Here is a 24,563-nt window from a genome sequence, read left to right on the forward strand (position 1 = left end):
GCCGGGGTTTTCCCCTCGTTGGGTTAACTTTGCCATCTGCGAAATCACGGTTCCTTTCGATGGCCACGCCCCGTCAGGGAAGGGCAAATTTAACGCTAACCCGCGAAAGCGGCCTCAAAGCCGCATTCGCCGCCCGATCTCCAAACTTATGTGACACTCTTGAGGGATGCTGCGGCGCAATTCGTTCGCCCCGCCATGGTCCAATTGATGAACGGCCGTCACACTCGCAACAACGTTGCCGGTCCCGTGCTCGCATGCTGAACCGCCATTTCTCGATTTATCTCGTCGCCTACATCCTGCCTGCGGCGGTGGGCTTCTTCGCCGTCACGGCCTACACGCGGCTGCTGACGCCGGCGGAGTACGGCGTCTATGTCGTCGGCATCAGCCTGGCCGGCATTCTGGGCGCGATCTTCTTCGCCTGGATCAAGCTCTCGGTGTCCCGCTATCAGGCGATGTCGGCCGAGGTGGATTTTCGCGGCACGGCGATGGTCGCCTTCGCGCTTACCGTCGCCGTCCTCTGCGCCACCACGCCGCTGGTCTTCCTGTTCCGCAGTGATCTCAGCGTCGGGCTGCTGCTTGCCAGCATGTTCGTCGCGATCATGGCGAATGCCGTCGATGTCGGCCAGGAGTTCGAGCGCGCAAAATTGCGCCCTTACAGATTCGCGGCGATCTCGATCGTGCGCAGCGTGTCGAGCGTCGGTTTCGGCCTGCTCGGCATCTGGCTCGGCTGGGGTGGACTGGGACTGCTCGCCGCATTCGGCCTGGGTTCGCTTGCCGGGATTATCCTGAACCTCGTCGGTGACCGCACCAGGATCGCGCGTTTTCAGCGCAGCCAGTTCGTGCAGCTCGCGCGCTACGGCCTGCCGCTGACGCTGGCCGGATTGTCCGTCGCGGTCTACTCGGCCTGCGACCGCCTCATCGTGGCATATTTGCTCGGCAAGGACGCCGCCGGCATCTTTGGCGTCGCTGCCGATCTGCCGCGACAGTTCATGGTCATGATCGCCTCCAGCGTCGCTGCGGCAACAGTGCCGCTGGTGTTCCGGTCATTGTCGGAAAAAAACAACGAGACGACGCGGGAGCGGCTGACCGAGAGCCTCGAACTTCTGCTCGTCGTGGTCGCGCCCGTCGCCGTCTGGCTCGCGCTCGCAGCCGACCAGGTCGCCGGCACACTCGTCGGCGTCGACTTCCGCGCCGGCGTATCGGCGCTGCTGCCGACCCTGGTGCTCGCCCGGTTGTTCGGCATCGCCAATCAATTCTACGTGCAGATCAGCTTCCAGCTTGCCGAGCGGCCGTTCATGCTGGCGGCGCAGTCGTTCCTGACGCTGGTCGTCAGCGTGGCGTTGATGTTCGTGCTGGTGGCCGGCCATGGCCTCTACGGCGCGGCGCTGGCAACGCTTGCGACCGAGGCGATCGGCTTCCTCGTTGCCGTCGCCCTGATGCATCGCGCCCATCCGGTTCCGTTCGACCTCCACCGCCTCGCCGGCGTTGCCGTCTCCGCCGCGGCGATGGCGGTTGCGATTCTCGTTGCACGATCCCAGGTCAATGGCATCGGCCTCGTCCCGCTCATGGTTGTGAGCCTTGCGGGCGGCCTCGCTTATGCCGCCGCAGCGTGGTTGCTGAACGTCGCAAATGTCCGGACGCTGTCGTTGCGTTTCCTGCGAACCTTCAATCGGAAGGCGTTAGGCGTTTAGCCGCGGCGTCTGACGAGGCTCGTCCTCACCGTCTGAAGCCCTGAAAGGGCCGCTTGACTTGGCGATGGCTCGGTTTCGGCCGGAAGCTGTCCATGTGGTGGGCGATTTTGTTGCATCCTTGGCCATAACCGTGCTTCTTGGGCCGCATGTCGGGAGCAGAGCAGACTATGACCCAAGGAATACCGGAAATCCGCGCATCGGCGCAGTTGCTCGCCCGCTATCGCGAGCCCGACAATGCGCGGGGTGTCCTCGAACTGGCGATTACGGCGATACCATTCGTTGTCATCTGGGCTCTGATCTGGGCCGCTCTGGACCAGGGCTATTGGTTTGCCCTGCTGCTTGAGGTGCCCGCGGCGGGTTTGCTGGTCCGCCTCTTCATGATCCAACATGATTGCGGACACGGCTCGTTCTTCCGCGGCCGCGTTGCCAACGATTGGGTCGGCCGTGCCCTCGGCGTGATGACACTGACGCCATACGGCTACTGGCGGCGTAACCATGCAGGCCATCATGCGAACTCCGGCAATCTCGATCAAAGGGGCTTGGGCGACATCGATACCCTGACCACGCGTGAATTTCTCGGGCGGTCCCGATGGCGTCGGACGCTGTATCGCTTGTATCGACATCCCCTGGTGATGTTTGGCGTCGGCCCCTCGTATTTGTTCATCTTGAAGCACCGATTGCCGGTCGGGATGATGCGTCGCGGCTGGAAACCCTGGCTGAGCACGATGGGCACGAACATGGCCCTCGCGGTTCTCGTCGTCACGATGATCCAGCTGGTCGGCTATGGGCCGTTCCTGCTCGTGCATCTGCCGATCATTGTTCTGGCGGCGTCGATCGGCGTCTGGCTGTTCTACGTCCAGCATCAGTTCGAGCACACGCACTGGGCCCACGACGAGACCTGGAATTTTCACGACGCTGCGCTGCACGGCAGCTCTCACTATCAACTGCCGGCTGTCTTGAGATGGTTCACGGCCAATATCGGCGTCCACCACATCCATCATTTGTCCAGTCGAATTCCCTACTATCGCTTGCAGGACGTGTTGCGCGACAATCCGCAGTTCGCTGGTGTCGGGCGGATTACGCTGCTCCAGAGTTTGCGGACCGTGCGGCTGACCTTGTGGGACGAGGAGCGGCAGCGGCTCGTCTCCTTTGGAGAGGCGGCCTTGTTTGGAAAGGGAGCCAAGCTTGTTTGAAAAGGCGGCCTTGGCCCCAGCGGTTTCGCTTACACCGCCCCCGCGCGGCCGCCGAATGGCGTGAATCCGCGCGATCGGAAGGCGATGGGCGTTCTGCGCCCGTTCAAGGTGGCCTCGCCGTCCGACGTGAGGCGCTGGCAGCCGTGTCACCGACCCTCGGTCATTCTGTCGCAGCGATAGAGCGCGAGCTTCGGCCGCGCGCCGCCCTTCCGCCTGCGTCAACCGTCGTATATGAGATTTATCGCCGGAACGTGCCGAATGTCGCCACAGACGGAACGTAAGGCGGCTGCGATTTCTTAATTCAATGATCGCAATCTGATCAATGACCGGCGGATTGGCATTTCGACCGAGGATGGCATGAGAAACCTGATGACAACGGCGCAATCCACCGTGGCGATGCGGCGTTGGGGGCCTCCCGGAATTGTGACCTTGGCGGCGATGCTCGCCTTTGCGGCCGTGGGCCCGGCGACCGCGGCCAAGCAGGCGCGTCAGCCGGCCGAGGCGGTGGCGCCCCGCGAGGCCGGCGAGCCGATCATGGCGATCGTCTCGATCAAGAGCCAGCAGGTCACCTTCTATGACGCCGAGGGCTGGATTTTTCGCGCGCCGGTGTCCACCGGCACGACGGGACGCGAGACGCCGGCCGGCGTTTTCGCCATCGTCGAGAAGGACAAGGACCACCACTCGACCATGTATGACGACGCCTGGATGCCGAACATGCAGCGCATCACCTGGAACGGCATCGCGCTGCATGGCGGGCCGCTGCCCGGCTACGCCGCTTCCCATGGCTGCGTGCGGATGCCGTTCGGCTTCGCGGAGGGCCTGTTCGACAAGACCAACATCGGGATGCGCGTGATCATCTCGCCGAACGACGCGGCCCCGATCGACATCGTTCATCCCGCATTGTTCATGCCGAAGCGGGACGCCATTGCGGCGGCGCCGGGCCAGATCGGCAAGCTCTCCGGCGAGGCCGAGGAGGCCACAAGGGCTGCCGACGAGGCCAAGAAGGCCGCGACTTTGGCCGCGAAAGAGGCGGCCTCGCTGCCGGCCTCGCTGCGCAAGCTGGAACAGCAGAAGACCCGCGCCGACGCCGAGCTCGCCTTCGCCGACAAGCAGCTCGCGACCGCCAAGACCGATCAGGCCCGCGCCAAGGCCGAGGAGCTGAAGCAGAAGGCCGCCACCAAGGCCGCCGACGCGGCGACGCAGCTCGATGCCGCCAAGGCCGCCGCACAGCCGAAGCGCGATGCGGTCGCTGCCACGAAAGAGGCGGCCAAGGCGGCAGCGGCCAGGAAGGCCGACGCCGTGAAGGCTGCGACCGACGCAAAGCTCGCGCTCGAACCGGTCTCGGTCTACATCAGCCGCGCGACGCAGAAGCTCTATGTGCGGCGGAACACGCACAAGCCGGCACCGGACGGCGGCGGCGAGGTGTTCGACACCAGCATCGAGGTTCCCGTCACGATCCGCAATCCGGATCAACCGCTCGGCACGCATATCTTCACGGCGATGGCGAAGAACGACACCGGCCTGCGCTGGAGCGTGGTCACGATCGAAGACGGCGACAACGCCAGGAACGCGCTCGATCGCATCACCATCCCGCAGGAGGTGCTCGATCGCATCGCCCCGACCGCGTTGCCGCGGTCCTCGATCATCATCTCGGACGAGCCGCTGAGCAGCGAGACCAACTACCGCACCGAGTTCGTCGCGGTGCTGAGCAACCAGCCCCAGGGCGGTTTCATCACGCGCAAGCCGACCGCGCCTCCGATGGCCATGGCGAGCGACGACGGCTGGGACAATGGCGGCAACGGTTTCGGCTTCTTCTTCCAGCGCGATCCGAACCCGCAGCCCGTCAATCCGCGCCGGCGTGGCCAGTATCAATACTATCAGCCGGCACAGCCGATGCAGCGGGGCTTCTGGTAGGAGGCGGACAGATCGAAGTCCGCCACTATCGCCGCGCCTCGATCACGATAGCCTGGATCTTGCCCTCGATCGGTCCGGACCCATGGCGCGTTCGGATCGCCTCGGCGACGATGTCGGTCGCAGCCTGAAGCTTGCTGGCATCGCGTGCCTCGATCTCGCTGCGCAGCGGCGTGCCCTGGCAGAGCGCGATCGCGACGTGCTCGGGCGACGGCGCGCGGCTTATTTCAGCTCGCGTTTCGATCGATATGTCACGGAAGCCTGCGCGTTCGAGGTCGGTTCTGATGACCGCCTTGTCGTGATAGCCGTGCGGCGTCCGGGCCATGAAACGGGGCGGGTCGTCGGGAAACAGCTTTTCGAGTGCGACGGTTGCTTCATGCGTCAGCACATTGTCCTCGATGCGATCCCAGACGTTGAACACGAACGTGCCGCCATCCTTCAGGACGCGCTTCACTTCGCCGAAAGCCTTGACGCGATCCGGAAAGAACATGGCGCCGAATTGGCAGCAGACCACGTCGAAGGCGGCATCGTCGAAGGGCAGGGCCGATCCGTCGGCCTGGCGCCACGAAATGCGATCGTCGTCTGCCTGACGCTGCGCCGCGACGGCGAGCATCGGCTCGTTGAGGTCGGTGGCGACATAACGGACGCCGCGCGGCAGCGCCGCCGCCACCGCGCGCGTCACGGCGCCGGTGCCTGCCGCGATCTCGAGCAGCACGGAAGGAGATCGGGCCGCGACACGTCTTGCGATGTCGTCGGCGTAGACGGCGAAGATCATCGGCACCAGATATTCGTCGTAAAGTTTCGGGATCGAGCCGGCGAAAACCTTGTCAGTGTTGGACATGCTTGCCTCGCTGAAGGTTCGGACACGAAGCTCATGTTATCATGGATTGCCGTCTACCGCGCCAGCAGCGCGGTGAACCCGGCCGGTTCCTGCATCGCCTTGCGGGCTGGCGTCATCGCCCCCCACCGACCTCGCGGATCGGCCGCGTGCCGTCCCAGCTCAAAGCAGCCTGCCGGACCTTGTCGAAGAACGGCCCCTTGGTGCCGCTGATGTCGGAGATCTCGATCACGGTGCCCGGATGGGCCTGGGTGTCGAAATAGGCAAAGCGCCCCTTGTCGCCGCCGATCTGGCCCTCGTGGCCGATCCTGTAGCCGAGCCCGAGCGCCCTGTCGTAGAGCGCCTGGTAGTCGTGGCTCCAGTAGGACATGTGCTGAAGGCCTTCGTGGCCGGACTCGAGGAACTCCCTGTACAGCGAGGGCGCGTCGTTGCGCTGCTGGATCAGCTCGATCTGGAGATCGCCGGAATTGGCCAGCGCGATGCTCATCTCGACGGCAGAGTTTTCGCCGCGATGGCGAAACCAGTCGGTCTTGACGCGGTCCATGTAGTACCACGGACCGACGCCCATCACCTCGATCCAGTGCTTCATCGCGGCGTGGATGTCCCGCACCACATATCCGTTCTGGCGCACCGCGCCGAAGATGCGGCTCATATCGGCGCCCCCGTTGTCACCTCGTTCACCTGATCTCGATTCACTTCACTTCAATGCCCGCGTCCTTGGCAACCTGCTTCCAGGCCGCGATGTCGCGCGCGTTGATGTCACGCTGCTCGTCGCCCGGCACGAATTGCGGCGTGATGCCGAGCCCCAGCAGCTTCTGCTTCACCTCGCCATCGGCGAGCGCGTCCTTCAGTGCCGCTGACAGCTTTCTTGCGATCGGCTCGGCAAGTCCCGCAGGCGCATACATCGCCCAGGACAGGCTGCGGTCGAACGGCACGCCTTGTTCCTTGTAGCTGGCGACATCCGGCAGGCTCGGCGAACGCTCGCCGCAGGCGGCCAGCGCCTTGATCGAACCGTCCTTCACCAGCGGCGTCGCGGTCGCCATGTCGAGTGTCGCCAGCGAGATGTGGCCGCCGAGCAGATCGCCGGCCAGTTTGGCGATGCCGTTGAACGGCACGTGGTCCATCTTGATTCCGGTCTGCTGCATCAGGATTTCCGCGCAGAATTGTCCGGTCGAGCCCACGCCCCAGCTTCCGTACTGGATCGGCTCGCCCTTCTTGGCCAGCGCGATCAGGCCCTTGATGTCGTTGGCCGCAAAATCCTTGGTCGCCACCAGCATGATCGAGGACGTGCCGATGCGCCCGATCGTGGTGAAATCCTTGATCGAATCGTAGGGCAGTTTCGGATAGATCGCCGGCGCCAGCACATGGGTGGTCATGCCGCCGACGGTGATGGTGTAGCCGTCGTTCGCCGACGCCGCGACCATCTGGGTGCCGAGCGTGCCGGCAGCCCCGGTGTGGTTCTCGATATAGACGCTCTGTCCGAGCGTCTTGCCCATCCTGTCGCCGAGCAGCCGCCCGATCACGTCGCCGCCGCCACCGGCCGCATAAGGCAACAGCATCCTGATCTTGTGGGTGGGATAGGCGGCTGGGTCCTCGGCCCGCGCAGGCAGCATTGCCGAGGACGTTACGACCAATGACAATGTTGCGGCGCGCAGCAGACAAAAATGGACGAAGCGCGCCATGACCTAGTCTCCCCAGATTGCTCTCCGCTTCTTTGACAGCGGAGTTGAAACGAACGATCGTTCGTACGATTGACTAGCGAACGATCGTTCGTTAGTCAAGTTGCATGGCTGTCCACACCACCAGCGCGGCGGAAGCGGCTGCGCCCACGACCCGCGCGCGTATCCTCGCCGAGGCGCTCGATCTGTTCGCGCAGAGCGGCTATGGCGGCGCCTCGATGCGCGAGCTCGCGCGTCGCGTCGGCATTCGCGAGAGCAGCCTCTACAATCACTTCGCCGGCAAGGCCGCGATCCTCGAGGCCATCGTCAGCGAGCACGGTCCGGCCAGTTCGGCGAGCCGGCTGGAGGAGCCGCGCTACAAGCAGCTCGCGCGCCAGCCCGCCGCGTTCTGCCGGCAGTTTGCATTGGACCTCGTCGAGCAATGGTCCGATCCGCGCGAGCACCAGTTCCAGAAAGTCATCACCGCCGAGCGCAACCGCGTGCCCGGCATCCGCGCCAAATTCGCCGATCATTTTTATGCGCGCGAGCAGAGCATGATGACGGATTATTTCCGCGGCTTTGCGCTCGCCGGCCTGGTCTCGACGCCGGACCCGCGCGAGACCGCGCGGCTGTTCGCCGCCGGGCTGATCTACATCCGTCTCGAGCATTACGTGATGGGCGCGGCACCGTCGCCGCGGCCGAAGGTGATCGAGGCGATCGACCGCTATCTCGCCTTCTTCCTGTCGCTGATCGCGGCGGATGGCGGGACGCGGGACAACAAGAAACGAAAAGCCAAGGGAGAGAATCGTGGCAAGGCTGCCCCTGATTGATCCGGAGACCACCAGCGGCGATATCCGCGCCTCGTTCGACCGCATGCCGGTCAAGCTGAATATTTTCCGCATGATGGCGCACGCCGAGGCCAACATGATCCCGGCGACGCGGCTCGGCAATTCGATCCTGCACAAGCAGAAGCTCAGTGCGGTAAATCGCGAGCTCCTGATCCTCCAGGCAGCCCAGCTCGAAGGCGGCGCCTATGAATGGCGCCAGCACGTGCCGATCGCGCTCGGCGTAGGCTGCACGCAAGCGCAGATCGACGCGGTCGAGCGCGCCGATTACGATGCCGCCGGCTTGAGCGAGGCCGAGTGCGCGCTGCTGAAATTCGGCCGCGAAGTGGTCGAGAACGTCCGCGTTCCCGAGGCGATCTTCGCCGCCATGCGCGAACATTTCAGCGACCAGGAGATCGTCGAATCCATCGTCGCCCTCGGCTTCTATATGATGATGGCGCGCGTCACCGAGGCGACCGAAACCGATCTCGATCCCGCGGCAGGGATGGCGGTCTATGACGGCGGCAAGAAGCCGGGCGCCTGAGATGACGGATACCGATAGCAAGCGGGACCGTTACGTCCGCCCGCCGAGTGCGGAGTCGCTGGGCGAAGCGCCGGGGAGGGGACGCCTTAGGGGCCGCCGCATCCTGATCGTCGGCGGTGGCCAGCGCGTGTTCGACGCCGCCACCGATCCGATCGGCAACGGCCGCGCCATGAGCATTCTGTGCGCGCGTGAGGGCGCCAAGGTCGCGGTCGCCGACCTCAACCGAACCTCGGCCGAGCACACCGTCAAGCGCATCACCGACGAAGGCGGCGAAGCCTTTGCGATTGCCGCCGACGTCACGTCGGAGGCCGACGTCCTGCGCATGATCGACGAGGCGCATCGCGCCATGGGCGGGCTCGACGGCATGGTGCTCAACATCGGCACCTTCGGCAAGGTCGGGCTCGATGCCGTCAGCCCCGAGGAGTGGAATGCGATCTACGACGTCAACGTTCGCGGCCCGATGCTGTGCTGCCGCGCAGGCCTGCCGAAATTCGACAGCGGCGGATCGATCGTCTTCATCTCCTCCATCGCCGCGCTGAAAGCCGGCTCGCAGATGGCGGTGTATGATTCCTCGAAAGCCGCGCTCGGCGGCCTCATGCGCAACATCGCCCATTTCGGCTCGCGCCGCGGCATCCGCGCCAACCTGGTCTATCCCGGCCTCGTCGACACCCCGAACGGCCGCGAGGCCGGCGCCGGCCGACCCAACCGTGGCAAGGGCCATGTCCCGTTCGGCCGCCAGGCCACCGCCTGGGAGATCGCCTATGCCGTGCTGTTCTTCCTCTCGGACGAGAGTGTCTACGTCACCGCGCAGACGCTCGCGGTCGATAGCGGCCTGAGCGGGATGTGAGAGGCCTCGCGCCTATGGCCCGGGGGCGCGCGCTCGGCAGATCAGGTGGTCCAGCGAGACGCGTCCCGGCCCGTAGGCCATGATGCCGAGCGCCATCGCCGCCCAGGTGATGTGGATCGGCCAGCCGTCAGGCACGGTCAGCTCGACGATGATAGTCATGAACAGCAGTCCGAGCGCCGCAAACCGCGTGCCGAGGCCGAGCAGGAGGAGGATCGGGAACATGATTTCCCCGCATCCGGAGAGAAAGGCCATGACGGTCGGCGCCGGATAGTGATAGGGCCCGCCCGGCAGATGCAGCATGAACTCGTCGCTGAACAACGTCACCGCGGTGTCGTTGAGCCTGAGGAAGCCTGCCCATTTGAGCATGCCGGAACGCCAGAACGGCACCGCCAGCGCGATGCGGAGCACGAGCTGAACGACTGACGGCGAGGCGATGGTCTGCACGAGATGATTGGCCTTATCGACGAGGAGTCCGAGTGAGGGCAGGCCGCCGCCCGCCTGCATGCGTTGGTCCGTGATCATCAGACGTCTCCGAAAGCGAATGAGGTGAAGGCGCCCGCCTCGATCAGGCCGGTGATGTTCGAAGCGATGTCGAAGTCGGCCGCCGCGTCCAGCGCGCGTGCGGCGGCCTCGCCGAGCGGCCGACCCGACATCAGGCTGCTCGCGAATACTGCTCCGCCCGGCGGCAGGTGCCGGACCACGACATCGAATTCGGCGCGCGTGACCAACGCGTCTTCCGGTGTCGCAGCGTCGATGCGCCCGACCGGCGACGTGTCGCGGTTGGCGGCGAATATCGTCACCGCCGCGAATTGCGACCGCACGATTCTCGTCGCCGGGTGCGGTAGGAGAACGAGATCGCCCAGCCGATCCGGCGCAACAGCGGCAAGCTGCGCCGGCGACAGCGGTGCGGCGTCGGCGGCGTGATAGGCATCGAGCCAGGCTCGCTCGATGCGTGCGACATCTGCGAGCCATGGCATCATCTGCGCATGTTCATATTGCGCGATGAAGGCGGGGAAGTCGCGGCCGTAGTCGAACAGCAGGGGTGAGATCGGTGGCGTCAGGCGAACGTGGAAGCGCGCCATGGCACGGAAGAAGCCGGCGCCGGTGATGCGCTGCACCGCCGGATAGATCGCGGCGAGCGCGTCGATCAGGCTGACCGTGACGTTGTTGCGGTAGACGTCGTAGCGCTTGCCATTGGCCTTGCCGTTCGGGCCGGTCACGATCTCGGGCGCAGGGCGCACCGGGTCCAGCAGCGCCGGTGCAAAGGCTGCGGCAAAGCAAAGGTCAGGCTCAGGCGGCATGACGATCTCCCGTCAGCCCGACCGGGCGGCAACGGTCGAGGATCGCCTGCGCGGCGGCGGCTTCCGCTTGCAGGACCGCCCAATCCGGGATCTTGCTGTCCCACTCGATCAGCGTCGGCACGCCGCCGCGGCGCCGGACGGCGATCTCGTACAGCTTCCACACGGCGTCCGCGACCGGGCTGTCATGGCTGTCGATCAGCAGCAGATCGCCTTCGTCGTCGGCCTGCTCGGCATGGCCGGCGAGATGGATCTCTTCGACGCGCGGCAGCGGAAAGTCCGCGAGGTAGTCGAGTGCCGAGAAGCCGTGATTGGTCGCTGATACGAATACATTGTTGATGTCGAGCAGCAGCCCGCAGCCGGTCCGCTCGGCAACAGTGCGGATGAAATCGGTCTCGCTCATCGACGATTCGCGAAAGGCGACATAGGTCGACGGGTTTTCCAGCAGCAGCGGGCGGCGGATCGCGTCCTGTACCTGATCGATGTGATCGCAGACGTTCCGGAGCGTTGCCGCGGTGTAGGGTAGCGGCAACAGATCGTTGAAGAAGCTGGTCTCATGCGTCGACCAGGCGAGATGCTCGGATACCAGCGCGGGCTGGTAACGTGCCACCAGTCCGCGAAAGCGGGCCAGATGCGCCTTGTCGAGCGGCTGTGGTCCGCCGATCGACATGCACACGCCATGCAGTGAGATGGGATGGTCGCGGCGGATCGCTTCCAGCGCGCGGTGCGGCGGTCCGCCTGCGCCCATGTAGTTCTCGGCGTGGACCTCGAAGAAGCCGCGTTGTGGTTTCGCGCCCAGGATCGCCTGAAGATGTTCAGGCTTGAAGCTGGTCCCGGCGACGCCGCCGATGGGCGCGGAATAGCGGAGGGGCACCGCAGACATGTCAGGCGCGATTGCCGTCGTCATGGTCTCTCTCCGCTCTTCCGTGTTGTGATGGTCGCGACGCAGCGCGTCAGACCGGCTTGAGCGAGCCCTTCTTGCCACCCGGCAGCTCGATGCTGGTGCAGGTGCCGCCCTGGACGAATTTCCATGCATTGCCCTGGAAGTCGGCGGTCGAGGTGCCTTGGCAGGTCGTGCCCGGTCCGGCCGCGCAATCGTTCTGGCCCTTCAGCGCGACGCCGAAGCATTTTTCCTTCTTGGCGGCGACGGCCGCGTCGCCCTCGGCCTTGGTCAGCGGAGCAGCAGTGGCCAGCGTGGCAAGTGCGGTCGACATGGCGCCGGCGAGAACGAGCGTGGTCACGGCAAGTTTGGCAGACATCGAAGTTTCTCCTGTTCGAGATGGCATCGCCTGGCAGGCGAAGAGCGCCTTGTTCGGTTCGCCCCGCAGCCGCTCGCGTTACCGATCGAGCAGGTCACGAGTTCGTGAGGCCGTTAGATGGGCGCACGGGCTCTGCGCTTGGATCGGATTAGCGGGTGACGGGCCGGTCAATCCAATGCCTAGTCTCTATCGAGACCTTAGCCGGAGAGCATTGGCGGCGACGCGCGGCGCCTGCCACAGGTAACGAATGCACGCGTGCCACGTAGAGCGGTAATAGGAGATGGTCGGTCGCCGCTTTGCCGGAGAACGGAAACAGCTATGAATGTTGATCCCGGACGGCACCTGCGCGCGATCGCGAAGCTGACGGTCAGCATCCGCCTCGCCGTCTCGGCGCTGGTCCTGACCGCGATCCTTTTGACCGCCGCCCTCTCCAGCCTGTTGTGGTGGCGCACGGCGGAGGCGGCGAGCCGGCAGCTCGCATCGACCATCAACGAGCAGATCGTGGCCGCTGTCCGCAAGGAGGTCGCCGCGATTGTGGACGAGGCGCGTGCGGCCCACACCGCCATTCGAACGCTGTTCTTGCAGAACGTGCTCGACACCCGCGAGGCCGACAAGCGCGAATTCGTGTTCCTGTCGCAACTGCAGTCGCAGGCGACGATCTCCTGGGTCGCCTTTGGCTGGCCCGACGGGACCTTCTTCGCCGCGCACAAGCTCGGCGACCGCCGCCTGGAGATGATGGAGATCTCGCTGGCCGATCATGCCGGCCAGCGCCGCATCGACGAATACGAGGTGGTGCCCGGCGATATCGAATTCGCCAATCGCCGTTTCGAGCCGACCGATTTTCGCGTCGCCGATCGCGCCTGGTTCAAGACCGGGCTGGCGGCCGGGGAGCCGCAGTGGTTCAAGGTCATGGACCATCCGACCGGCGAGCGGCCATCGATTGCCTTTGCCGGTCCGATCGATGTCTACCAGGAGCGGCAAGGCGTCCTCGCCATCGTCATCGAATACACCAGGCTCGCGCGCTTCCTGTCGCAGCTCGAGGTGGGGCGCACCGGAACGGCTTTCATCATCGACGGCAGCGGCGAGCTGATCGCGGCGCCTGACAAGGACGCCGACGAGCTGCACGCTGCGAAGGGCGATACGACGCTGCTACCGCTGGCGCGGATGGCACTCGTGAAGGCCGGCGAGGATGGCCGCAAGGCAGCCTGGCGAAGTCGGCTGACATCGGCTGGCGGCGCTTACGAAGTGGCGCTCACGCCGCTGCCGTTTCCCGGCTGGTCGCTCGCAACCGTGATCCCCGAGGCCGAGTTCCTCGGTCCGGTCGAGACGACATTGCGCCGCCTGATCATCGGCCTTGGCATCGGCGCCGTGCTCGCAGCGTTGGCCTCGGCGATGCTGGCGCGTTCCGTCATCGCCGCACCGCTGTCGCGCGTCGTCGGCGAGCTCCGCCATGTCGAAGCCTTCGCACTGGAGCAGGTCCGCCGCCATCCGTCGCGGCTCAAGGAGATCGCGAGCCTGTCCGGCGCGATCGCCGAGATGGCGGCCGGCCTGTCCGCGTTTCGCAAGTTCATCCCGGCCGATCTGGTCCGCTCGCTGTTGCGCCAGGGCGTCGAGGCAAGGCCAGGTGGCAGCATTCAGGAGCTCAGCGTGATGTTCGTCGACATCGCCGGCTTCACCGGGCTGTCCGAGCGGCTGGGCGATCGCGTGGTGCCGTTGTTGTCGCGCTATCTCGACCTCGCCTCCGAGGCCGTCGTCGCCAATGGCGGCACCATCGACAAGTTCATCGGCGACGCCGTCATGGCGTTCTGGGGCGCGCCGCAGCCGCAGGCCGACCACGCGCTGCGCTGCTGCCGTGCGGCGCTCGGCTGTTGCAGGGCGATCGCGGCGTCGGGCCTTGCCGACGATCTTGGCCAGCCGCTCCAGATCCGGATCGGCATCAATTCCGGCCGCATGCTGGTCGGCAATATCGGTTCCGAGCTGCGCCTGAACTATACCGTGATCGGCGATGCCGTGAACGTCGCGAGCCGCCTCGAGGGCGCCAACAAATCCTACGGCACGCAAATCCTCATTGGCGAAGCGACCGAACGTCTCGCACGCGGCGCCATCGTCACGCGCGAGATCGACAGTATCGCCGTGTATGGACGTGAGGAGGGCTTTGCGGTCTACGAATTGATCGGACTTGCCGGGGAGAGCGGCGGGGAGAGGCTTGATTGGATCGTACGCTATGAACAGGGCCTCGCTAACTACCGCGGGCGCCATTTTGCGGCTGCACTCGCTGATTTCGAAGCCGTGCTGAATATGCGCGGCCCGGATCGCCCTGCTGAACTGATGCGCGACCGCTGCCGGCAGTTGGTTGAGAGCGCGCCTGATGTTGCGTGGCGCCCGGTCGCGGCACTGACGACGAAGTAATCAATAGACCCGGAACAGGTTGCGGCACCACGGGGTGGACGGGGCAGTTCTCCGCATCCCGTTCGGCCTTCGCCGTCACGAGATTCAGATTGCGCGTGATGAAGCAAGCTGGGACCAGAACGGCGACGTTGACCGCGCCAGATTCCTCGCCGAGATCGGCGACGGCAAGCAGAAGATCGTCGAGACGCTGCCGAAGCTGAAGGCGGCAAGGGGGTGAAGGGCGCCTGAAGGGACCGGCTGGCCGCTCGCCGAAGCAAATGTCCGCTGGTCAAGTGCGCGCAGCCTTGAACTTGCCCGTTCCGTAGCCGCTGGTGCTTTGCTTCATATCAGGCGACAAATTCTGCGCATCCTCGCGGCGTGGCCGGGGGCCGCCCACTGCCTCGAGGTTCGAAGCCTCTTGCGCGTATTGCCAAATTTGTGCATCCTGAGGTGGTGGCGGGCGAGTGTTGTCCGGAATGATTATTTGAGCGCAATGCCTTTTCCGGAGTTGATCCATGGCGACCCTAGACAACTTTCTGGTGCTGGCTTCGCTCGTATCTGCGACCTTTGACGTGACGCCTGCCGAGGCGCGGACAGTTTATGACGTGAGATCGGATGCAATCTCGTTCGTCAAGCCAGGTGTGCCGATGGCCGTTCAATCGATCGACGAAGCGCCTCCACATCCCGAGGCCATGCCTGCTGCTCTTAAATTGAGTGGCGCCTTTGATTTCCTGTTTGTCCGGCCCAATCAGCCGGCGGCTCCGCCGCCGCGCGAGCCGCCGCTACGCGACGTGCAGCTTCCCCTGCCGCCGCCGCCACGCGAGCCGCCGCCGCCTCCTGCTCCGCCGCCGCGTGAACCGCCGGCACGCACGCAACCGTCAGCTCCGACGATGCCTGCGATCAGGGAGCCGCCGCCGCCTCCGATGGCTCCTCCGCGCGAGCCTCCGCCCTCGCCTCCGCGATGACGGCCGGCGATGTCGAAAACACATGACGTAGAAGCGGCAGCGACGGAGAGGAAGGAGCCGGCAGCAATTTTTCAACCTGCCGAGCCTGATCTGACCTGGAGCGTATTCGGCCTTCGCATCGGTCGTAAGACCGAGATCATTGCGTTGGTGGCATTCATGCTCTCGCTCGGCGGTGTCCTCTGGCAGTTACTCAATTTTGCCCGGGGAGCGGTGATCCGACTGTTCCCGTCCGACCAGATTGTCCTGACGACGGTCGATAAGCTCGGAAAAAACTATCCTGGGCAGGACAATAATCTCGCTCTCATCGCGAACATGGCCTATTCGAACGAGGGGGACGTCGGGCACAACGCAATCATCCGTCGCGAATACATAACGCTTGCGATGGGTGATCGAAAGATCGAGCACCGGTGGTACGAGTTTGGGAGTTCCGGACTCAAGGACGGAACATTGGAATTCAAGCGGGAAAGCGAAGCGCGACCATTTCCGGTCAGCGCCGGCTCGGCCGTAAGCCACGAAACACTGTTTGCCGCCTGGGAGGTGGAGTGCCCGGACAGAGACAAGAGCTGCAACTCCCGTGGAAATTTCGTCAAGTGGGATGATTTCCTGGCAGCGGTGAAAGCCGATAGTCGGCTCGTCATCATGACGAGAGCCACAATCTATCCGTCGAAAAATGTAACAACCTCCTGTGAGATAAGGCTGCGTTCATGGGAGATCGACCTGCTGCAAAAAGAGCAATGGCTGTCTGCCGCTTGCACCGAATCCAGCTCGGAGAATCGAGTAGAGCGTAAGCCCCCCTTGCTGCCGCCAACTCTGACGGAGTAAGTGACAGCGGGTGTCTGGCGCTCCCTGGGACCGCTGCTCAAACGAGTGCGTCGCAGGCACCAGGCAATGCATTTAAGCGGTTGGCAAAGCCGGTCCATCCCGCGCATGATGCACGGGCGATATCGCCCCGTACGCCTTGCTCGGACCACTTCAACGCATGGAAACCACACTGCTGAAATCCGAAGACTACACCCGCTCGCCCTGGAAGAACGGCGGCGGCATTTTCACCGATATCGCGGACGCGCATCGCGCCGATGCCCAAGTGAAGGATTGGGATAGCCTGCTGTGGCGATTCGCCGCCACGCCAATCGTGGCGCCCGGGCCGTTCTCCCATATGCCCGGCATCGACCGTTTGCAAATGGTGGTCGGCGGCCGCGGGCTGGTGCTGAAATCGCCCACCCAGGAATTCGACGAGCGCGAGCCGTTCACGACGGTGCGATTCACCGGCGAACTCGAGATCGTGACCAGGCTCGAAGAAGGGCCAGTCGAGGTGGTGAATTTGATGGGCCGGCGCGGTGCGGTGGCGCTTGAGCTCGAAGCGCTTAAGGCGCCCGGTGAGCGGCGATTGTCCGCCGGCACGCATCTGATCTATGCGGCGCGCGGCGACTGCGGCATCCGTCTCGACGGCACGGATTTTTCGATTTCGCACGAAAACACGTTGAAGGTCGAACTGACGGGGGCGTCGACGCTTGCGCTTGTGTCGGGGCTGGCCGTGCTGAGCTCTATTCAGATCGTCGGCTGAACCGCGTCCCGCCGCCGGAGCGGTGCGCACAATCCGTGCAACTGGCTAGGTTGACGCCGTCGCGCCGGAGCACGATATCTGCCCTGATGCAGCCGCTGCCCAGAGCACGATATGGGCAGCCACGATATGAACGGGCAGATATGACCGCGCGAGACAAGAACGCCACGCTATCCGACGGTGTCGTCGATTGGCTGATCAACGGCACGCGCGACGAGCGCTTCATCGACAAGATCTTTGCCGAGATGTGCATCCGGCTTCAGCAGGCCGGCATTCCGCTGGCGCGGTCGACGGTTCACGTGCTGATCCAGCATCCGCAATGGCTGGGCGCCCGCTTCATGTGGGCCGACGGCATGCGCGAGGCGGAGATTGCGCGGGTCGACTACGACGTCCGCGAGCGGTCCGAATACATCGGCAGTCCCGCCAACGAAATGTTCGACGGCGCAACCGAGGTGCGCGAGAATCTCGAGCAGGACCCAGCGCTCGGCCGCAAGCACGCGCTCTATCGCGAGATGCGCGCGCAGGGCCTGACCGACTATGTGGCCTGGCCGCTCTATCATACGCTCGGCAAGCGCCATCTCGTCACCTTCGCGACCGACAGGCCCGGCGGTTTCGATGACGCCCATGTCGCCGCCCTGAAGAATATATTGCCTGTGCTGGCGCTGGTCAGCGAGATTCGCATCAAGAACCGGCTGGCGCGAACGCTGCTCGAGACCTATGTTGGCTCCCACGCCGGCGAGCTCATCCTGGCCGGCGCCACGCGGCGCGGCACCGGCACGACGGTGCGCGCCGCGATCATGATCTGCGATCTGCGCGAGTTCACCAAGATTTCCGACAATTGGCCGCGCGACGACGTCATCGATCTGCTCAACGACTATTTCGACGCGATGTCGGAGCCGATCGCGCGGCATGGCGGCGAGATCCTGAAATTCATCGGTGACGGCCTGCTCGCCATCTTTCCGCTGAGCGAGCCCGAGGCCGGCGCAAACCTGCTGCATGCCGTGACCGAAGCCCGTCAGGCCATGATCGCGTTGAACGCGCGCAACGACGGCACCGGCCGCGCGCCGCTGAACTACGGCATCGGCGTCCATGTCGGCGACGTCATGTACGGCAATATCGGATCGTCCACCCGGCTCGACTTCACCGTGATCGGTCCCGCCGTCAACATGGCCTCGCGCCTCGAAGCCTTGACCAAGCAATTGGGAAAGACGGTGCTGCTGTCACGCGACTTCGCCGATCTCGTCGGCGGCCAGTTCGATCTGGAGCGCGTTGGCGAGCACGGTGTGCGCGGCTTCAGCGAGCCGATCGAGCTGTTTGCGTATCAGGGGTGAGGCAAAGCCGATATGCGACGATCACTGTTTCGATCCGGTCCAGCTTCCGACGCATCCATCGGATCGTCGGAACGACCCGGAGCCGCTGCGGCCTGAGAACCGCCCGGACATGGTCCAGGTCAGGCTTCCGGCGGCACCGACCCCGGAGGTGGAGCCGTTCGGACTGACTTGAGCGGTGCCGTACTGTCCGACCAACTTGCCGCCGGTGATGACCACCGTGTCGGAGGAGGTGCCGCAGGGCGTGCCGACACTGGTCAGAACCCATGCTCCGTCGAGATTGCTGCCTCCGCCGCTCTTTTGCGGCGCGCGGCGCGGCTCGTCGTCCGCGGGCTTGCTGAGCCGTGCCGGCTTCGAAGGCTCGGCCGTCCGCGGCGTCTCGCGCGAACCGGACAGCGATTTTTCGTCATTGCCGATGCTGCCGCCGGCGCTTCCCGACTGCGCACGCGCCATGTCGGGCAAGGCGACGATTGCGAGCGCGGCCGACAACAGGGCGGCTTCATAAGAAGCGCGGAAATAGTTTTGCATATTGCACTGGTTTGAAATGAACAGGTCTAGACCGCGGATCGTATTGCCAATGCCGGAGTGTGTCACTACGCTTGACCCTGGGTCGCCCAAACGTTGCTTCGATCGGCCGCACGTTCATGCCAAAATTCCTCCGCATCGGAATCCATCAGTCGAACGTATCGGGTTACACGTCGAAGGCGTGGTGCGTCCGGCGCGTCGGCACGGCGATCCTCCTGAAATGGGGCGCCGTGGAGGTCCAGGGCGCAGGCGACGGACGCAAGGTCTACTGGACCCGTCTGCCGCAGGAGAAGACAATTCGCTGCGGCAGCGCGCAGCGTGCCCAGGATTACGCCAAGGCGGCGATCGCGCGGCGCCGCAACCATCGCTATGAACCTCTCGCCGGCGCGATCGTGCTGCGGCGCCGACCGGCCGCAGGCAACAGCGAGCTCAAGCGAGCGCTCGCCACGATCCTGATCGTCGATATCGTCGGCTCCACCGCGAAGGCTGCAAAGCTCGGCGATGTCCGCTGGACCAAGATCATGGGCCATTATTACGCGGCGGTCCGCAAGGAGCTGAAGAATTCGCGCGGCAAGGAAGTCACGACAACGGGCGACGGCGTGCTGGCGACGTTCAAGACGCCGGCTGCCGGCATCGGTTGCGCGGCCGCGATCCAGAAGGCGGTGCGTACGCTCGGCCTCGAGATCAGGGTCGGCCTGCATGCGGGCGAATACACCGTGAGCGGCACCGAGGCGGTCGGCCTCGCCTTTCACATCGGCACCCGCGTCGCCGCCAAGGCACGCGCCGGCGAGGTCTTGGTCTCCAGCGCGGTGAAGGAGCTGCTGGCGACGCAGTCCGGGATCCGCTTCGCCGATCACGGCGTACACCAGCTCAAGGGCGTGCCGGAGCGCTGGCGGCTGTGGCGGGTGGAGGGCTGAGTCGCCCTCAGAACGCCCGCGCGGTGCGGGCGGGCTGCGGCGCCGCCGTCGCATCGAGCCGCAAATCCTTTCGAATCCCGGCATCCACCAGGGCTGCGGGCGCAAACCTGCGCAGCAATCGCAGGCGCTTCGCAAGGCTGCCGGCCGCGTATTTGAGTTGCGGGCGCGCCGCGCTCGCGGCCTTCAGCACCGTCTCGGCCACGACGCCGGGCTGTTCGGCCGTCGCCATAACCTCGTTCACCCGCTTGGTCACGCCGGCGCGCGCCTCGCGATATTCGTCGAGCGTGGCGTCGGGCTCCATAAAGTTCGCGTCGAACGGCGTCTTGGTGTAGGCGGGCTCGACCACCGAGACCCGGATGCCCCGCGTGCGCAGTTCATGGTCGAGCGATTCCGAATAGCCCGCCACCGCGTGCTTGGTCGCGGCATAGAGCGCGCCATAGGGCATCGGCAGAAAGCCGAGCACCGAGCCGATATTGATGATGCGACCATTTCCCTGGCGGCGCATGTGCGGCACCACGGCGCGCGTCATCCGGATCAGGCCGAAGAAGTTCGTCTCGAAAATCGCGCGCGCCTGCTCCATCGAGCTCTCTTCCGCGCCGGCGGGGGCAACGCCGAAGCCGGCGTTGTTGACGAGCAGGTCGATGCGGCCCTCGCGCCGGATCACTTCGCCGACGGCGGCTTCCACCGATGCATCGCTGGTGACGTCGAGAGCCAGCATCTCGAACGCCTGCTTGCCCGGCTGCGCGCCCCGCCTGCTGGTGCCGAACACCTTGTAGCCGGCGTTCGCGAGCCGCTCCGCCGTGGCCTGGCCGATGCCTGAGGAGGCGCCGGTCACCAGCGCGATCTTCGGTGTAATCCTGTTCATAATGCCTCTCCGACGCCACGACCGGGCCTGAAATCGTTTGATTACGATCGTAACTATTGATATACATGACGATCGTAATTATAAAAGTCAAGTCCCAGTGCCCAATCCCGGCACCCAAGGATCAGTGCCATGCGCGTTTCAAAGGAACAGGCCGCCAAAAATCGCGAGCATATTCTCGAGACCGCCTCGCGCCTGCTGCGGGAGCGCGGCATCGCAGGTGTCGGTGTCGACGCGCTCGCCGAGGCGGCCGGGATGACGCACGGCAGCCTGTACAGCCAGTTCGGCTCCAAGGAGCGGCTGATCGAGGAAGCCGTGGCCCATGCGATCGAGGCCAAAGGCCAGGAATTGCCCGAGGCGTTCGAACTCGAGGACTATGTTTCGCAATATCTCTCGCCGGGGCATCGCGACGATCCCGCCGCCGGCTGCCCCTTCGCTGCGCTCGCCTGTGAGGTGTCACGTCAAGGCGGCGGCCTGAGAGCGCGCTTCACCGCCGGCGTGCGCGGCACGATCGCCCTGCTGAGCAGCCGGATGGCCGCCACGCTGAAGCCGCGGCAGCGTGAGGACAAGGCGCTCGCGGCGGCCGCATCCATGGTTGGCGCCCTCGTGCTCGCCCGCGCCGTGGACGATCCCAAGCTGTCGGACGATATTCTTCGCGCGACGAGGAAGTCGCTGGCGGGATGAGGGCGCGCCTCGGCGGGGCGCCGAAAGGTCGGAATAAAATTCCGGGCCGATGCCTATTATGGCCCGCGCTACTATGGCCCGCCCTACGGCTATTATGGACCGCGCGTCGTGCGGCGGGCCTATTCTGTACCTTACGCCTACGCTCCGCCGCCCTATTGGGATCCTTGGTGGTGACGAGACAAGGCCCGGATCATCATCCGGGCCTTTAGCGTGAGGGCAATCGGTCAATCGTTCGCGGCGCGCCTATTTGCGGTTGGCTCCCGTGGAGCCGGAGCCTGGCATGGCCTGCTGGCCTCCTTGCGTTTGCCTGGTGTCGTTGTCGCCTGGCCGCGTCGTCGACGACTTGGCCGGTGCGCTCGCGCCGCCGCCGTTGTTGTCCGATGACGTGTTGAGGCTGGAGGCTCCCGCTCCCGTCGTGCCGCCGGTGCCCGGCGAGTCGATGCTCGACCCGGTCCTGGAGGTACCCGCGCCTTGCGCGAATGCGGCAGGAGGAAATGCGAGAGCCGCAACCAGCCCCGCGAGAACCAGCTTTTTCATGTGCGCTCCTTTGCTTGACGTCGCATGTCGTGCCGAGGCAAAGATCTCGGCACGCACCCGTTCCTGCGCGGGCGCGGAAATGCCGCACCAGCGCCGACGACTCACCCCGAACTCATCGCGCGCGAGGCGATCATTTCCTGCGCTTGCGGCGTCAGCTCATAGTGGTCGCCGGCTTTCACCAGCCAGCCAGCCTCGATCATGCGTCGCGTCATGCCTGCGCTGCACAGCGGGTGGCCGCCGCCGGGATGAAACAGCGCGCCCTCGCGTTCGATCAGGTAGCCGTAGAGCCGCGCCTGTCGAAGCGGGTTTTGCATCCCTGGTGTGGGCGCCTCCATGGTCTTTCGCGCAGCGCTCCATGACGGGTTAAGATGACGGGCTGATCCCCATCAGGCGGCCCCGGCCTGTGGCCCGGGGGCGGGGCTTCGAGCCGAGGCCGCCAGTGCCGGAATCGCAACGACCCGGCGCGGCCCAATACGCAACGGCCCCATGTCGTTCCTACAAAGCAGTTCCTATCGGCATTGTTCTTTCCGGATGGGTGCCGGCAAAGGCGAAGCACCTAGGCCGACCAACGATCCTGCTCTTCCCGGTGGGCATGCTCGTTCAGCCGTTCGGCGATCTGATCCGCGATCTTCTCCGACTCGGCCGAGGCGACCGGCTCGCCCTTGTGGGTCCTGAGCTTGTCCTTGTCGGCTTCGATGGGAAAATCGTCGGGCTTCAGTCCGGGATCCCTGGTCATGGCGCGCCTCATTGTGTCTCGCATCCCGAAAACACGGATGCAGGCTGTTCGTTGCTGGAACAATGAAGCTGCGATCGAAAGCCACAGCCTGGCTCAAGCACCGCGCTCCCGCGCTTTGCTCAGGCCCCGCCGACGGCCCGGATCACGGTGCCGCTGCCGCCGCACGTCGCGCAGGGAGCGCCGTCGATCCGCCCCTTGCCATGGCAATCGGGGCACACGTCTTCGCCGGTGCCCGTCGTCCCCGGTGCGGCTTCATCGCCGGGGTTGAGCGCTGCCGAATCCGTCGGCGATGTCCCGGTCTTGGCGCCTTGCGCGTCGGTCTTGGTCATCTGCATCTCCTTCGACAAGACCGCAACGCGCCTTGCCGCAGGAAGTGCCAATCGAGGTTGCACACGCCGGGACGGCTCCCATTTGCGGGATGACGGAATCGATCACAACCAGAGCTTGCGCCGTCGCGAGAAAACCAGCAGTATGCATGCTGGCTTATAGTCGATCTAAAGTTGAACGATACCACCGCATCACGGCATCATCGTCCCGGGATCGGCCCGACACATCCGCGCTTCACCCTGGAAAACCCATGACCCGCATCGACGCCGTCGACTGCCACGCGACCATTGCAATCATCGGCGCGGGCCCGGCGGGCCTGTCGACCGCATGGTTCCTGTCGAAGAACGGGTTTCACAACGTCACGGTGCTGGAGAAGCTCGGCCAGATCGGCGGGCTCTGCAAGAGTCTCACCGTCGACGGCATGAGCTATGACCTCGGTGCCAATTACGTCACCTGGGCCTACCAGGAGACGCTGGAGATCGCGGAGGAGGTCGGCGCGACCACCTATGCCGAGGAGCCCTATACCTCGATCGACATCGCGCCTGATGGCAAAAGCTTCACGTACCGATCGCTCAGGGATGCCGCGCTCTACGACCCCTACGCCAAGTCCACGATCTCGTTGTGGACCTTCCTCTGGGCGGCGGTTCGATATCTTTATATTCGCTGGCAGCTGAGCGGCGTCATCGACGCGCCGGACTATCTCGACAAGATCCACGAGCGTCCCGAGCTCTGCGTTGACTTCAAGTCCTGGCTCGCAAAACAGGATCTGATGCCGCTGGCAACCCTGTTCCAGTTTCCGATCACGATCATGGGCTACGGCCAGCTCGACGACATCGCGACGCCCTATGCGCTGCGCTACATGTCGGTTCGGACGTTCTTTCCGATGGTGTTCGGGCTCGGCCCGGTCAACTGGATCATCGGGAGCTGGCCGCGGCGCTTCACCGACGGGTTTCAGCGGCTGTGGGAACGGGTGTCCTGGCGCCTCAACGTCCGGCTCAACGTCAACATCACCAAGATCGAGCGCACGGCGGCCGGCGTCCGGATCGACATGGAGTATCCCGAGCAGGATCTGAACGAGCTCAAGATCGTCAAGGATAGCAAGCTTTATGACTATCTGGTGCTCGCCTGTCCGTTGACGAAGGACGTGTTCGCGCAGCTCGGCCTTGCTCCCAATGCCGCGGAGCAGAAAGTGAATCACGAGATCACGTTCAATCCGTACTGCATGACGACGTTCTGGATCGACATGAAGATGGATGCGCCGGTCGCGCCGGTGCTGCCGCTCACTGCACAGGGTACGCCATGGGCGGTCGCGCGGCAGTTCCAGGACAGCGGCAACATGTTCACGCAGTTCTACACCCGCCCCAGGGACAAGCAGACCGGCGACGAGGTCATCGCGGAGGTCAAGCGCCTGACCAAACTGCTCGGCGGCACGATCGACACCAGCCAGCCGCGCTGGCACACGTTCGACGAGTTCACCTATTTCCAGCACTTCACGCCGGACCAGATCAAGACCGGCATCTACGCCGACCTCGCCCGCATGCAGGGCGCCGACCGCACATTCTACGTCGGCGGCGCCACCGATTTCGAGCTGGTGGAGCCGATCGTGGTGCATTCGAAGTACATCGTCGAGAAGCATTTTGCCGGCGGCGTCCGCGCGAATTAGCGCGGCG

Annotated in this window: 27 protein-coding genes; 14 read left to right on the top strand and 13 right to left on the bottom strand. The window is 64.8% G+C overall.

Features of this window, described 5'->3' with window-relative positions; all coding sequences use genetic code 11:
- The first annotated feature begins 254 nt into the window (after window positions 1–254).
- The 3 genes from IVB47_RS34890 (at window position 255) to IVB47_RS34900 (ending at window position 4,798) form a co-directional block, all read left to right on the top strand.
- Window positions 255–1,691: an oligosaccharide flippase family protein gene (locus tag IVB47_RS34890; protein WP_247468464.1), complete on the top strand. Its 1,437-nt coding sequence runs from the start codon at window positions 255–257 to the stop codon at window positions 1,689–1,691.
- Between the two features lie 167 nt (window positions 1,692–1,858).
- The gene (locus tag IVB47_RS34895) at window positions 1,859–2,884 is read left to right on the top strand and encodes a fatty acid desaturase (RefSeq protein ID WP_247357265.1); all 1,026 of its coding nucleotides are present in this window, start codon (window positions 1,859–1,861) and stop codon (window positions 2,882–2,884) included.
- A 357-nt stretch (window positions 2,885–3,241) separates the two neighbouring features.
- Complete coding sequence (locus IVB47_RS34900) at window positions 3,242–4,798, top strand: L,D-transpeptidase (RefSeq protein WP_247357218.1); 1,557 nt, start codon at window positions 3,242–3,244, stop codon at window positions 4,796–4,798.
- Window positions 4,799–4,823: 25 nt separating this feature from the next.
- Here IVB47_RS34900 and IVB47_RS34905 read toward each other — a convergent pair whose 3' ends face one another.
- The 3 genes from IVB47_RS34905 to IVB47_RS34915 all read right to left on the bottom strand — a co-directional run bounded on the left by IVB47_RS34905 (window position 4,824) and on the right by IVB47_RS34915 (window position 7,315).
- Window positions 4,824–5,636, bottom strand: a complete 813-nt coding sequence (locus IVB47_RS34905; protein WP_247357217.1) for a class I SAM-dependent methyltransferase — start codon at window positions 5,634–5,636, stop codon at window positions 4,824–4,826.
- 112 nt (window positions 5,637–5,748) lie between these two features.
- A complete protein-coding gene (locus IVB47_RS34910; protein WP_247468467.1) occupies window positions 5,749–6,285 on the bottom strand; it encodes a VOC family protein in 537 nt (178 codons plus the stop codon).
- Between the two features lie 40 nt (window positions 6,286–6,325).
- On the bottom strand, window positions 6,326–7,315 hold the full coding sequence (locus IVB47_RS34915; RefSeq protein WP_247468470.1) for a tripartite tricarboxylate transporter substrate binding protein: 990 nt from the start codon (window positions 7,313–7,315) through the stop codon (window positions 6,326–6,328).
- Between the two features lie 104 nt (window positions 7,316–7,419).
- Between IVB47_RS34915 and IVB47_RS34920 the strand changes: the two genes are divergently transcribed.
- From IVB47_RS34920 to IVB47_RS34930, 3 genes are read left to right on the top strand one after another with little or no spacing between them, the layout of a single operon-like run.
- The gene (locus tag IVB47_RS34920) at window positions 7,420–8,121 is read left to right on the top strand and encodes a TetR/AcrR family transcriptional regulator (RefSeq protein ID WP_027520510.1); all 702 of its coding nucleotides are present in this window, start codon (window positions 7,420–7,422) and stop codon (window positions 8,119–8,121) included.
- Window positions 8,099–8,659, top strand: a complete 561-nt coding sequence (locus IVB47_RS34925; protein WP_247468473.1) for a carboxymuconolactone decarboxylase family protein — start codon at window positions 8,099–8,101, stop codon at window positions 8,657–8,659. Before IVB47_RS34920 ends, IVB47_RS34925 begins: the two co-directional genes overlap by 23 nt.
- 1 nt (window position 8,660) lies before the next feature.
- Complete coding sequence (locus IVB47_RS34930) at window positions 8,661–9,506, top strand: SDR family oxidoreductase (RefSeq protein WP_247468477.1); 846 nt, start codon at window positions 8,661–8,663, stop codon at window positions 9,504–9,506.
- 12 nt (window positions 9,507–9,518) lie between these two features.
- On the opposite strand, the gene IVB47_RS34935 is transcribed toward IVB47_RS34930, so the two are convergent.
- Genes IVB47_RS34935 through IVB47_RS34950 form a run of 4 tightly spaced genes read right to left on the bottom strand, consistent with a single transcriptional unit; the run spans window position 9,519 to window position 12,063 of the window.
- Complete coding sequence (locus IVB47_RS34935) at window positions 9,519–10,028, bottom strand: DoxX family protein (protein ID WP_247357212.1); 510 nt, start codon at window positions 10,026–10,028, stop codon at window positions 9,519–9,521.
- On the bottom strand, window positions 10,028–10,807 hold the full coding sequence (locus IVB47_RS34940; RefSeq protein ID WP_247398766.1) for a DNA-binding domain-containing protein: 780 nt from the start codon (window positions 10,805–10,807) through the stop codon (window positions 10,028–10,030). Before IVB47_RS34940 ends, IVB47_RS34935 begins: the two co-directional genes overlap by 1 nt.
- On the bottom strand, window positions 10,797–11,711 hold the full coding sequence (locus tag IVB47_RS34945) for a DUF692 domain-containing protein (RefSeq protein WP_247468479.1): 915 nt from the start codon (window positions 11,709–11,711) through the stop codon (window positions 10,797–10,799). Before IVB47_RS34945 ends, IVB47_RS34940 begins: the two co-directional genes overlap by 11 nt.
- Before the next feature lie 46 nt (window positions 11,712–11,757).
- Entirely contained in the window at window positions 11,758–12,063 is a 306-nt protein-coding gene (locus IVB47_RS34950) for a DUF2282 domain-containing protein (protein WP_007600627.1), read from the bottom strand.
- A 318-nt stretch (window positions 12,064–12,381) separates the two neighbouring features.
- Between IVB47_RS34950 and IVB47_RS34955 the strand changes: the two genes are divergently transcribed.
- The 5 genes from IVB47_RS34955 (at window position 12,382) to IVB47_RS34980 (ending at window position 18,308) form a co-directional block, all read left to right on the top strand.
- On the top strand, window positions 12,382–14,472 hold the full coding sequence (locus IVB47_RS34955; RefSeq protein WP_247468481.1) for an adenylate/guanylate cyclase domain-containing protein: 2,091 nt from the start codon (window positions 12,382–12,384) through the stop codon (window positions 14,470–14,472).
- A 34-nt stretch (window positions 14,473–14,506) separates the two neighbouring features.
- Window positions 14,507–14,689, top strand: a complete 183-nt coding sequence (locus tag IVB47_RS34960) for a hypothetical protein (RefSeq protein WP_247468483.1) — start codon at window positions 14,507–14,509, stop codon at window positions 14,687–14,689.
- 736 nt (window positions 14,690–15,425) lie between these two features.
- Complete coding sequence (locus IVB47_RS34970) at window positions 15,426–16,238, top strand: hypothetical protein (RefSeq protein ID WP_247468485.1); 813 nt, start codon at window positions 15,426–15,428, stop codon at window positions 16,236–16,238.
- A gap of 157 nt (window positions 16,239–16,395) precedes the next feature.
- Entirely contained in the window at window positions 16,396–16,980 is a 585-nt protein-coding gene (locus IVB47_RS34975) for a HutD family protein (RefSeq protein WP_247468487.1), read from the top strand.
- A gap of 140 nt (window positions 16,981–17,120) precedes the next feature.
- Window positions 17,121–18,308, top strand: a complete 1,188-nt coding sequence (locus IVB47_RS34980) for an adenylate/guanylate cyclase domain-containing protein (protein ID WP_247468489.1) — start codon at window positions 17,121–17,123, stop codon at window positions 18,306–18,308.
- Window positions 18,309–18,329: 21 nt separating this feature from the next.
- Here the strand turns inward: IVB47_RS34980 and IVB47_RS34985 are convergent, their stop codons facing one another.
- Entirely contained in the window at window positions 18,330–18,833 is a 504-nt protein-coding gene (locus IVB47_RS34985) for a hypothetical protein (protein ID WP_247468491.1), read from the bottom strand.
- Between the two features lie 116 nt (window positions 18,834–18,949).
- Between IVB47_RS34985 and IVB47_RS34990 the strand changes: the two genes are divergently transcribed.
- Window positions 18,950–19,747, top strand: a complete 798-nt coding sequence (locus tag IVB47_RS34990) for an adenylate/guanylate cyclase domain-containing protein (protein ID WP_247468494.1) — start codon at window positions 18,950–18,952, stop codon at window positions 19,745–19,747.
- Window positions 19,748–19,754: 7 nt separating this feature from the next.
- Here IVB47_RS34990 and IVB47_RS34995 read toward each other — a convergent pair whose 3' ends face one another.
- On the bottom strand, window positions 19,755–20,612 hold the full coding sequence (locus IVB47_RS34995; protein WP_027568150.1) for an oxidoreductase: 858 nt from the start codon (window positions 20,610–20,612) through the stop codon (window positions 19,755–19,757).
- A gap of 129 nt (window positions 20,613–20,741) precedes the next feature.
- Between IVB47_RS34995 and IVB47_RS35000 the strand changes: the two genes are divergently transcribed.
- Window positions 20,742–21,293, top strand: a complete 552-nt coding sequence (locus IVB47_RS35000; protein WP_247468496.1) for a TetR/AcrR family transcriptional regulator — start codon at window positions 20,742–20,744, stop codon at window positions 21,291–21,293.
- A gap of 243 nt (window positions 21,294–21,536) precedes the next feature.
- On the opposite strand, the gene IVB47_RS35005 is transcribed toward IVB47_RS35000, so the two are convergent.
- From IVB47_RS35005 to IVB47_RS35020, 4 genes are all read right to left on the bottom strand, one after another.
- A complete protein-coding gene (locus IVB47_RS35005) occupies window positions 21,537–21,830 on the bottom strand; it encodes a hypothetical protein (RefSeq protein WP_247468499.1) in 294 nt (97 codons plus the stop codon).
- Between the two features lie 101 nt (window positions 21,831–21,931).
- Window positions 21,932–22,144 (bottom strand): hypothetical protein, encoded by a 213-nt coding sequence (locus IVB47_RS35010; protein ID WP_245287811.1) that lies wholly within the window; start codon window positions 22,142–22,144, stop codon window positions 21,932–21,934.
- Window positions 22,145–22,386: 242 nt separating this feature from the next.
- Complete coding sequence (locus tag IVB47_RS35015) at window positions 22,387–22,566, bottom strand: hypothetical protein (RefSeq protein WP_027568146.1); 180 nt, start codon at window positions 22,564–22,566, stop codon at window positions 22,387–22,389.
- A gap of 119 nt (window positions 22,567–22,685) precedes the next feature.
- The gene (locus tag IVB47_RS35020; protein ID WP_247282614.1) at window positions 22,686–22,895 is read right to left on the bottom strand and encodes a hypothetical protein; all 210 of its coding nucleotides are present in this window, start codon (window positions 22,893–22,895) and stop codon (window positions 22,686–22,688) included.
- A gap of 248 nt (window positions 22,896–23,143) precedes the next feature.
- On the opposite strand from IVB47_RS35020, the gene IVB47_RS35025 reads away from it, so the two are divergent.
- The gene (locus tag IVB47_RS35025) at window positions 23,144–24,556 is read left to right on the top strand and encodes an NAD(P)/FAD-dependent oxidoreductase (RefSeq protein WP_247468502.1); all 1,413 of its coding nucleotides are present in this window, start codon (window positions 23,144–23,146) and stop codon (window positions 24,554–24,556) included.
- Window positions 24,557–24,563 lie beyond the last annotated feature (7 nt).

This window comes from Bradyrhizobium sp. 62 (assembly GCF_023073035.1).
GTDB lineage: Bacteria > Pseudomonadota > Alphaproteobacteria > Rhizobiales > Xanthobacteraceae > Bradyrhizobium.

Excerpts from the sequence above, each read along its gene's own strand:
- IVB47_RS34890 (WP_247468464.1), top strand. The coding sequence starts at position 255 with ATGCTGAACCGCCATTTCTCGATTTATCTCGTCGCCTACATCCTGCCT.
- IVB47_RS34895 (WP_247357265.1), top strand. The coding sequence starts at position 1,859 with ATGACCCAAGGAATACCGGAAATCCGCGCATCGGCGCAGTTGCTCGCC.
- IVB47_RS34900 (WP_247357218.1), top strand. The coding sequence starts at position 3,242 with ATGAGAAACCTGATGACAACGGCGCAATCCACCGTGGCGATGCGGCGT.
- IVB47_RS34905 (WP_247357217.1), bottom strand. The coding sequence starts at position 5,636 with ATGTCCAACACTGACAAGGTTTTCGCCGGCTCGATCCCGAAACTTTAC.
- IVB47_RS34910 (WP_247468467.1), bottom strand. The coding sequence starts at position 6,285 with ATGAGCCGCATCTTCGGCGCGGTGCGCCAGAACGGATATGTGGTGCGG.
- IVB47_RS34915 (WP_247468470.1), bottom strand. The coding sequence starts at position 7,315 with ATGGCGCGCTTCGTCCATTTTTGTCTGCTGCGCGCCGCAACATTGTCA.
- IVB47_RS34920 (WP_027520510.1), top strand. The coding sequence starts at position 7,420 with ATGGCTGTCCACACCACCAGCGCGGCGGAAGCGGCTGCGCCCACGACC.
- IVB47_RS34930 (WP_247468477.1), top strand. The coding sequence starts at position 8,661 with ATGACGGATACCGATAGCAAGCGGGACCGTTACGTCCGCCCGCCGAGT.
- IVB47_RS34935 (WP_247357212.1), bottom strand. The coding sequence starts at position 10,028 with ATGATCACGGACCAACGCATGCAGGCGGGCGGCGGCCTGCCCTCACTC.
- IVB47_RS34940 (WP_247398766.1), bottom strand. The coding sequence starts at position 10,807 with ATGCCGCCTGAGCCTGACCTTTGCTTTGCCGCAGCCTTTGCACCGGCG.
- IVB47_RS34945 (WP_247468479.1), bottom strand. The coding sequence starts at position 11,711 with ATGACGACGGCAATCGCGCCTGACATGTCTGCGGTGCCCCTCCGCTAT.
- IVB47_RS34950 (WP_007600627.1), bottom strand. The coding sequence starts at position 12,063 with ATGTCTGCCAAACTTGCCGTGACCACGCTCGTTCTCGCCGGCGCCATG.
- IVB47_RS34955 (WP_247468481.1), top strand. The coding sequence starts at position 12,382 with ATGAATGTTGATCCCGGACGGCACCTGCGCGCGATCGCGAAGCTGACG.
- IVB47_RS34970 (WP_247468485.1), top strand. The coding sequence starts at position 15,426 with ATGTCGAAAACACATGACGTAGAAGCGGCAGCGACGGAGAGGAAGGAG.
- IVB47_RS34975 (WP_247468487.1), top strand. The coding sequence starts at position 16,396 with ATGGAAACCACACTGCTGAAATCCGAAGACTACACCCGCTCGCCCTGG.
- IVB47_RS34980 (WP_247468489.1), top strand. The coding sequence starts at position 17,121 with ATGACCGCGCGAGACAAGAACGCCACGCTATCCGACGGTGTCGTCGAT.
- IVB47_RS34985 (WP_247468491.1), bottom strand. The coding sequence starts at position 18,833 with ATGCAAAACTATTTCCGCGCTTCTTATGAAGCCGCCCTGTTGTCGGCC.
- IVB47_RS34990 (WP_247468494.1), top strand. The coding sequence starts at position 18,950 with ATGCCAAAATTCCTCCGCATCGGAATCCATCAGTCGAACGTATCGGGT.
- IVB47_RS34995 (WP_027568150.1), bottom strand. The coding sequence starts at position 20,612 with ATGAACAGGATTACACCGAAGATCGCGCTGGTGACCGGCGCCTCCTCA.
- IVB47_RS35000 (WP_247468496.1), top strand. The coding sequence starts at position 20,742 with ATGCGCGTTTCAAAGGAACAGGCCGCCAAAAATCGCGAGCATATTCTC.
- IVB47_RS35005 (WP_247468499.1), bottom strand. The coding sequence starts at position 21,830 with ATGAAAAAGCTGGTTCTCGCGGGGCTGGTTGCGGCTCTCGCATTTCCT.
- IVB47_RS35010 (WP_245287811.1), bottom strand. The coding sequence starts at position 22,144 with ATGCAAAACCCGCTTCGACAGGCGCGGCTCTACGGCTACCTGATCGAA.
- IVB47_RS35015 (WP_027568146.1), bottom strand. The coding sequence starts at position 22,566 with ATGACCAGGGATCCCGGACTGAAGCCCGACGATTTTCCCATCGAAGCC.
- IVB47_RS35020 (WP_247282614.1), bottom strand. The coding sequence starts at position 22,895 with ATGACCAAGACCGACGCGCAAGGCGCCAAGACCGGGACATCGCCGACG.
- IVB47_RS35025 (WP_247468502.1), top strand. The coding sequence starts at position 23,144 with ATGACCCGCATCGACGCCGTCGACTGCCACGCGACCATTGCAATCATC.